The sequence below is a fragment of the Methanomethylovorans sp. genome, assembly GCF_041305605.1.
Taxonomy (GTDB): Archaea; Halobacteriota; Methanosarcinia; order Methanosarcinales; family Methanosarcinaceae; genus Methanomethylovorans.
Genome location: NZ_JBFYLB010000074.1, coordinates 1 through 7,229, shown reverse-complemented (window position 1 = coordinate 7,229; position 7,229 = coordinate 1). Strand labels below are relative to the sequence as shown.

At 42.4% G+C, this 7,229-nt stretch carries 7 protein-coding genes; 3 read left to right on the top strand and 4 right to left on the bottom strand.

What is annotated here, in order from left to right; all coding sequences use genetic code 11:
• The 3 genes from ACCM36_RS05015 to ACCM36_RS05005 all read left to right on the top strand — a co-directional run.
• The coding region (locus tag ACCM36_RS05015; protein ID WP_370572652.1) for a disaggregatase related repeat-containing protein at window positions 1-1,538 on the top strand (1,538 nt) is incomplete at its 5' end.
• Window positions 1,539-1,726: 188 nt separating this feature from the next.
• Complete coding sequence (locus ACCM36_RS05010) at window positions 1,727-2,464, top strand: SIMPL domain-containing protein (RefSeq protein ID WP_370572651.1); 738 nt, start codon at window positions 1,727-1,729, stop codon at window positions 2,462-2,464.
• A 165-nt stretch (window positions 2,465-2,629) separates the two neighbouring features.
• Entirely contained in the window at window positions 2,630-3,418 is a 789-nt protein-coding gene (locus tag ACCM36_RS05005) for an HD domain-containing protein (protein ID WP_370572650.1), read from the top strand.
• 55 nt (window positions 3,419-3,473) lie between these two features.
• Here the strand turns inward: ACCM36_RS05005 and ACCM36_RS05000 are convergent, their stop codons facing one another.
• The 4 genes from ACCM36_RS05000 to ACCM36_RS04985 all read right to left on the bottom strand — a co-directional run bounded on the left by ACCM36_RS05000 (window position 3,474) and on the right by ACCM36_RS04985 (window position 7,227).
• Entirely contained in the window at window positions 3,474-4,889 is a 1,416-nt protein-coding gene (locus ACCM36_RS05000) for a sodium:solute symporter (protein WP_370572649.1), read from the bottom strand.
• A 389-nt stretch (window positions 4,890-5,278) separates the two neighbouring features.
• Complete coding sequence (locus tag ACCM36_RS04995; RefSeq protein WP_370572648.1) at window positions 5,279-5,887, bottom strand: DUF3267 domain-containing protein; 609 nt, start codon at window positions 5,885-5,887, stop codon at window positions 5,279-5,281.
• A gap of 33 nt (window positions 5,888-5,920) precedes the next feature.
• Window positions 5,921-6,547: a DUF998 domain-containing protein gene (locus tag ACCM36_RS04990; protein ID WP_370572647.1), complete on the bottom strand. Its 627-nt coding sequence runs from the start codon at window positions 6,545-6,547 to the stop codon at window positions 5,921-5,923.
• Window positions 6,548-6,606: 59 nt separating this feature from the next.
• Window positions 6,607-7,227 carry a LysE family translocator gene (locus tag ACCM36_RS04985; protein ID WP_370572646.1) on the bottom strand — a complete coding sequence of 207 codons (621 nt, stop codon included), beginning with the start codon at window positions 7,225-7,227 and terminating at the stop codon, window positions 6,607-6,609.
• Window positions 7,228-7,229 lie beyond the last annotated feature (2 nt).

Here is a 7,229-nt window from a genome sequence, read left to right as displayed (position 1 = left end):
ATGTAGTTGTGAGTGAAACAACGACCACAACCCCAACTACTCCAACTGCATCAGGTTCAGTTTCGTATTCAGCTACCTATGACAACAGGTTGCGTGAGTCATTACCGAGCACAGTTCTTTCAGATTCTGCTTATCTTGACATCGGAAAGAGCACAAGCGCTTGCAGGGATGTAATGATGTTCGATCTTAGTGGATACGACACAACTGATTCAATTACCAAGGCAACTCTTTCACTGTATTGGTATTATCCTGCTGGTGCCACACGTACTTCTGACACCGTAGTGGAAGTTTACAGGCCAGTTGAATGGGACCCGAAGTATACGAGCTGGAATAACCGTGCCTCTGGTACTTCCTGGAGTACAGCAGGAGGGAACTGGTATGATAAGAACGGTGTTTCTCAGGGAAGCACACCGTACGCATCTCTGACATTCCCGGCCAGCACAGTGCCCGGTAACAAATACTATGAGCTTGATGTCACTGAGCTTGTGCAGGAATATGTAAGTGGTGAATACGACAACACAGGTTTCTTCCTCAAGGCAAAGACAGAAAGTGGTAATTACATTGCCTTCTACAGTTCCGATTGGTCTAACGCTGCACAGAGGCCGAAATTAACAGTGACCTCAGCAGATGGTTCAAGTCAAACAGGAGACAATGACAATGTGCCAGTTGCTGATGCCGGGTCAGATACGACTGCTACCGTAGGTTCAAGTGTTAGCTTTAGTGGCGGCGCTTCTACTGACGACAAAGGCATAGCCTCTTACTCCTGGGACTTCGATGCTTCAAATGGCATAACCTCTGAAGCAAGTGGTAAGACAGCTACTTACACATACGCAACTGCAGGAACTTACACTGTGACACTCACGGTCACGGACACAAGTGGGCAGACATCTACTGACACATTAAATGTAGTTGTGAGTGGAACAACGACCACAACCCCAACCACTCCAACTACTCCAACTACTTCCAGTTCGGTCTCTTATTCGGCTGCTTATGACAATAGATTGGCTGAGTCATCCAAAACTACGGTTTATTCCAGTTCAACTTACATTGACATTGGAAAGAGCTCAACTAGTTGCAGGGATGTAATGTTGTTCGATCTTAGCGAGTACGACACAACTGACACAATATCTAAGGCAACTCTTTCACTGTATTGGTATTACCCTGCAGGTAAGGCACGTACTTCTGACACTGTAGTTGAAGTTTATAGGCCGGTTGAATGGGATCCGAAGTATGTGAGCTGGAATAACCGTGCTTCTGGCACTCCATGGAGCACAGCAGGAGGAAATTGGTACGATAAGAACGGAGTTGCACAGGGTAGTACACCGTATGCATCTCTCACTTTCCCTGCCAGCACGTTGCCTGATAACAACTACTATGAGCTTGACGTGACTGAGCTCGTGCAGGAATACATAAGTGGTGAATACGACAACACTGGCTTCTTCCTCAAGGCAAAGACAGAGAGTGGCAATTACATTTCCTTCTACAGCTCTGATTCTTCAACTGCTGCCAGACGGCCGAAGTTAACCATAAATACGTAAAGTTGAGAATACCGTGATCAGGAGCGAAAAACAAATTCGCTCCATATTTTTTATATTGATCTTCAATTTAGGTTAGATTTGTATCTGGCACTTTTTTACTCTGCTTATTCCTCTGATTTATGCTAACCTTTAAGAACCAAACTACTAGATACTCCTAGTATAATCCTGTAATTTTGTGGAGGGGTAAAATGACAGATGAAACTTCTAACAATAAAATGTATATTTTGCTTGTTGTACTTGCAGTAGCTGTAGCGTTGATGGCTGCTGTGATCTATGCCGGTTCTCTGTCCTCATCCGGGCAGAATGGGGAGCACACTCTTTCCATCTCAGGTTCTGCGGAACAAAAGACGACCCCAGATACAGCTTCATTAAGCATAGGGGTTGTCGTGCAATCACCTACTGCGAACGAAGCATCAATTCAAAATGCAGCTTTGATGGGTGCTGTTATCAACGAGCTCAAAAATATCGGATTGCAGGATAATGAGATCCAGACATCCTATGTTTCTATCCAGCCGGTATATAATTATACAGGTACTCCAACCATCGTGGCTTATTCTGCTTCCAATAGCGTGCAGGTCACTACAAAGATGCTGGATAATGTGAGTGCTATCATTGACAGGTCAACGGCCGCAGGTGCTAATCAAATAGGCGGCATAACCTTTTCTGTATCTGATGAACGACAACAGACTCTGCGCAATGAACTGTTCCAGGCCGCAGTATCTGATGCCCGATCTAAGGCAGATGAACTTGCGTCAGGTCTGGGTGTGACAATAGTGGATGTGCAGACAGCTTCTGTAAGCGATGTAGGTAGCGTACAGCCTATCTTTCAGGAAGCACCAGTAGCTGAAGCAGCGGTTCCTACACCAGTTCTGCCTGGAGAAACAACAGTTTCCATATCTGTCCAGGTGACATATATAGTCAGGTGATCAATTAATAATTTGATCCAGAGCTGCATAACGACTTTAATTCATCTCTGCAGCTTTATTTCTGTATTTCTCAGCCGCAATCCAATTATCTTTTTTAATTGCAGGAATCATGTTGCAATTTCACTGACAGAAAAACTGATATTTACAAAATGTTTATGGATATCGATGAAAAAAGAGGATTTTCTCAAGTTGAGATCCTGGTTCCAGGATTATGTAAGATCCTTCTATTCAGAAGACACTTTTATTTCACAAAATGTTTTTCTTAAAGAAGAGCATAGCTTCAGGGTGTGTGAAAATGCTTCGCAGATCGCGATCTCTGAAAAAATGGATGAGGAAAACTATTATCTTGCCCTTGTTATTGCTCTTCTGCACGATATAGGTCGTTTTGAGCAGATCAGCAGATACAGGACCTTTAATGACCGTATATCTGAGAATCACGCTCTTTTAGGAGTAAAGATATTGGACGCGGAGGGAACTCTTTTATTTGCATCTGCACAAGAGAGGCACATCATATTAATGGCTATCAAGAACCATAATTTAAGAACCATTTCTGATGACCTTGACAGAAATGCCCTTCTTCATGCAAGACTTATCAGAGATGCGGATAAGCTTGATATTTATAAGATATTGACCGATTACTACGTTACAAAGGCAATATCTCCGAACCCTGTTCTTGAACATGGATTGCCTGATGTTCCTGTTTATTCCCGGCATTTGATACAGGACATTTTCAACAATAAGATAGCAACCACAGATGGCGTTACAACCTGCAATGATATGAACCTCACCCGTCTTGCCTGGGTTTTTGATCTGAATTTCACTGAAACCCTGAGGCTTGTTAAGGAAAAGGACTACATTAAAAAATTAATAGATACTCTTCCACAGAACAGTGAAATAAATGCGGTTCAAAACCATCTTCAAAAATATATGGATTCAATGTTAGACAATGCATAAATTATGAAGAGGGCTTTTAATCCTCTTCAACACTTACAATTTAGTTTTCTCTTCATTATTCACTGCTAATCTCAAGAGAAAGAGGCTGCTTACTGAGCAGGCTTCCTCCTACATATGCCACGGTTCCGCAGATCAGTCCAATGAAGACTGTATGTATGAGGGGATTGCCATAGTATTGCCATAGCACTACCGAGCCGAATGATGCTATCAGGCTGGCAACAAATCCCGTAGCAGTGCCGCGGTCCCAGTATAAGCCAAATATTAGCGGAACAAACACGCAGCATGCAATGACTCCCATGCTTGCGGATACCAGAGGTACTATCATTTGTGGTACATCCAGAGCAAAGAATGCTGCTAAGACGATGATCACAACCCCTACTATCCTTGTCATGAGAAGCATCCGTTTGTCAGGGGTATTCGGACTCAGGAACTTAAGAATATCTGATGTAAGAGCTGTTGTTGTAACCAGAACGATAGCGCTCATAGTTGACATAGCGGCAGAGATAGCTGCCAGAAGCACGATGCCATCAAATCCAGAAGGCAGTAACGATGTTGCAAGGAATGGAACGAGACCATCCGGGTTTGCCATGAAGGGTGCCAGCTGCTCTGAGGTAAATGCTCCATAGGCCAGAATACCCAGGGAAAATATGCAGAGGGCATAAACTGCGATGGATATTGGGCCATATATGCCAGCAAACCTCACTACCCTCTTGTCTTTGGCAGAGAATATCATTATTAACAGATCCGGCAGCGCCAGAAGTCCAAGGCTGATAGCAAATGCATTTCCAAAGCTCTTTTGCCAGGGTACTACATTTCCTCCCATGTTCAATACGGCATCAGGGATATTATTCCAGATATTCATTCCCTGCCCACTGGAAATAAGCCCTCCGTATAGAAGTACAGCGCCTACTATCATTATCAGTCCCTGGAGGAAACTTATCCAGAGAATTGCAGGCAACCCTCCGATAGCGTAGTAGAGGACAACTATTCCAACTGCTATTACAAGACCCTGAAAATATGTTACTCCCAACAGGCCCTGAAAGAGATTTCCGCAACCTTTGAAGATGGCAACCAGGTATACTGTGTACATCACCAGCATAATTCCCGCAAGCAGAACCTTTCCTCCCTGGGAATTGTATCGGCGCTCCAGCAGCTGAGGAACAGTTTTAGCATCATATTTCTGTGCCATTGTCCAGATCTTCGGGGCTATCAGGAATGCCAGGCAGGCAAAGGCCACATGGAAGAAAACTGCCCATATCACCCAGGGAAGACCGGCAATAAGTCCGTAGCCTCCTCCTCCCAGAAATGATGCTGCACTAAAATATGCAGCCATATAAGCTATGCCTATCACGGCAGGATACACTACCTGGCGGTCCGATATCACAAAGCCTGAAAAGGTTCCCTGCCTGAGTTTCAGAGAAAGCAGGATTATCGCTATTACGTATATCACCAGCAGAACCTGATTAATCATGATCTCTCCTCAATATGAAAAAGAATGTCGTCCCCAACATAACTACAACTGAGATGATCAGGACAAGATAAGGCAGAGGCATTAACATTCACTCCTTGCCTCATTTTTTGTTTGATCTGTAATATTCGAAAAATTATTGCTTATTAATATCAAGTGCAATTTTCCTCCTCTAATGTATTTATAACTACTTTAATGTACAAAAAAATACATTATAGTTTAAATAGGTTATTGTTTGGACCTGTATATTCAAAATTTTATGCATAATAAGTAAAGGATCACTAGTTATATTTTTAAAGTGGATCTTTACAGATTAAAATAAATTCCCCTTTAAATCCTTATAGAGTGGTATAGGATCACTCTTGAATATGAGTTCTCACCATCGTAACTCTCTATTTCCAGTAACTTTTCATCCCATTAACTGTAATATATGAGCCCGAAGGCACTTGATACAATATCAGGATCAAAGTTAGGATGTCCACTGAAGAAGCCATGGAATTTAGAAGGATCAAGAATATTAAATTTGGGGTTAGTAAGCTGAGAGATCCCAATACAATGGTCAGAAGAATTGAAATGATGATAAAGGGCGCAATTGTGATTAAAACATATCGCATTTTAGAGATATTTTCTTCAGAATAAACAAACCCGCCAAAGTATGTTATTCCTATATATGTTTTGTCTGATCTTCTAAAACCTGGAATGAAAACCAGGTGCAAGAGTTCATGTATCGCTACAAGTGCTATTAAAACTGTGATTGCTCCAAAGTTAATGTTTATAGAGATTGCTGCAGTATTGATGCCAAATATCGATAACGATATTGGTATAAACAGATTGATGGTCACTAGTGTGATAAATAGATTGATAGCCATTAATGGAATTGACAGCATTATGGCAGAGAATAAGTTTTTTGGTTCACGTAGTACTGTCCAATGCACCCCTAGAAGCTGTGAATGTCTTTCAGAGCTAAATTCAGGTATCTTATACTTTATCTTGATAGTCATTCCCTCTTTCTTTTCTCTTACAACATATGCTCATTAAATACTTCTTTCTGCGCTTCCCATCAGATAACCACCAAAACCTGTTACCCAGAGCGCAATTGGATATGCTATCCATCTTTCAAGCCCTCCTATCCCAAAGATCGCAAAAGGGCTTGATGCTCCGAGAATGTAATACAGCAGCAGGTCGAGCAATGCTATGGACCCAAGCACCATAGAGAAGTATCTGAAAGGTGATGTTACAACCTTGTAGCTCATAATGGCTGCCACGCCTCCAAAGATGAATGTAAGTAGGGCAGATATACCATGTACAGCACCATAGTTTCCCGGGAAGATGCCTACTCCCAATGCACCTGTTCCGAACAATGCAAGTGGTAAGGTAAATTTACCACTGTACAATGCACGGTGGATGCAATAGGCAGAAATAATGATATAAAGGCCGCAAACCATCATACTTATATTAAAAATGGTTGCAGAGGGCTGGATTATGATGCTGTTAGGCGGTTCAGTAGCACCCAGATCACTTATCATATTCTGTCCGGTATTATAACCCGGATACAGTGTCTCAGCGGTGATGATTCCTAAGAATATCACAACACCTGCAATGAACAGCAGTGATCCTGCAATATTCCGGTATTGTACATGGGATCTTTGTTTATCGGTCATGGGAATCCTGTCAAACTATGGTGCCGGATAAATTAAGATTTATGCTGGATCGATTCCAGTTAGATCATTGCAGAAAGATCATTGTAGTTCAGCAGGAACCAGAAGCCAAAAATTGTAAGGAACCCGCCACAGATGTAGAGAACTTTTTCATGCGTACGTTGGGAAATAAGGTTTTTACCCTTGGAAAAGGATGAAGATACGGCTACAAGGAATCCGAGATCTGCAATCCAGTGGCCTATGATAAAAGTTATCACTGCAAAAATTCCCGCCATATATTCCTGCAGGATAATGGCGCTACCGGCTGTTAACCACCATATGATCAGGGTAGGGTTCAATACTGAGGTAAGTATCCCTGCGGATACAGGACCAGATGATGCATTCAGCTTACTGGCTGACGCAGTAATATCAGTTTCGGATGCCTTTTTTGCATTCTTGATCGTCACAAGACCAAACAGAAGCATCACTACACCGCCTACTATAGCTACAAATGAGATTATGCTCTTATCGATAATAGATGCAGCTCCCATCAGGATAAGCAGGAATATAGCAAATTCTACCAGGGCATGACCACTGAATACATAAAAGCCAGCCTTCCAGCCTTTCTTCATAGATATTCCAATTGTTGCGAACATCATAGGTCCGGGTATCAGTGCAGCAGATATGCCCACTGTAAATCCCAGAA

Bases quoted from the DNA above. Each gene is read 5' to 3' on its own strand.
- ACCM36_RS05010 (WP_370572651.1), top strand. From the start codon at position 1,727: ATGACAGATGAAACTTCTAACAATAAAATGTATATTTTGCTTGTTGTA.
- ACCM36_RS05005 (WP_370572650.1), top strand. From the start codon at position 2,630: ATGAAAAAAGAGGATTTTCTCAAGTTGAGATCCTGGTTCCAGGATTAT.
- ACCM36_RS04990 (WP_370572647.1), bottom strand. From the start codon at position 6,547: ATGACCGATAAACAAAGATCCCATGTACAATACCGGAATATTGCAGGA.
- ACCM36_RS04995 (WP_370572648.1), bottom strand. From the start codon at position 5,887: ATGACTATCAAGATAAAGTATAAGATACCTGAATTTAGCTCTGAAAGA.
- ACCM36_RS05000 (WP_370572649.1), bottom strand. From the start codon at position 4,889: ATGATTAATCAGGTTCTGCTGGTGATATACGTAATAGCGATAATCCTG.